Below are 783 nucleotides of genomic sequence, written 5' to 3'. Positions count from 1 at the left end.
GGCGAAACCGAGTACGCCTGCCGCTGTTTCGATGACGACACCTGCTGCAGCTGCGGCTGCAAGCTGAGCCGTGAGGCTATCGAGGCCGGGCGCGAGGAGTGCTTCAATTGCTACGCTGAAGCGCAGGGCGATTAGCACGCGCGCGATCTGTTCGACCGGGCGCGGCAAAGGAACGATGGCCGTCCAGTGGGCGATACGGAAACTGTTGATAATATACACAGTAACGAACGTCCCACCGGCACCTCCGTCGAAGCGACGATCCGCCGCTTGCGAAAGGACCGGCCTGATCTGCAGCAGCGGCAGTTGCGAAGGAACGCGCAGATACGAAAGCGCGCATGGCGCGAACGCGCAACTCAGAGTCACCGCGCACAGTGCGCGGGAGCAACTGATTGAAAAGCATTAAAAATCGTTGCAGGCATGAGTGATCCACAGCGTCGGGAGTTCGACATCGGCATACCCGGTCCGCGACCAACTCGCCGAGACGTTCGGCATCGGGCACAGCACCGTCTCGCAGGCGAAGAAGGTGATCGATGAGTAAGGTCTGCATGTCGGGCGTTGCATGATCCAAGACCTTCGCCGCGATGCCAGCAAAAATAAAGATTCGGTCTTGAGATGATTCCTCTCATTTTGATCGGCCCAGTGCTCATTGTGAAACGAACCACATCAAGATGATATCGGCGCGCGTTTGACTCTATTTTTCCGGCGCGTCAGGCTTATTGGCAACGCGCAGCACCTTCCAAAATTTTGGCTCTACACAGCCCGCTCTTGATTGAACGGGGCGGG

The 783-nt window shown here is 57.9% G+C and carries 1 protein-coding gene; it reads right to left on the bottom strand.

The genetic code is table 11. The features are described from left to right. On the bottom strand, positions 1-219 hold a 219-nt coding region (locus tag AC1RQP_RS40170), incomplete at its 3' end, for a hypothetical protein (RefSeq protein ID WP_492943310.1). Between the last annotated feature and the right edge of the window lie 564 nt (positions 220-783).

Source organism: Bradyrhizobium sp. GW821-FHT13H06, from assembly GCF_058803975.1.
This window is presented reverse-complemented; position numbering and strand designations above follow the sequence as displayed.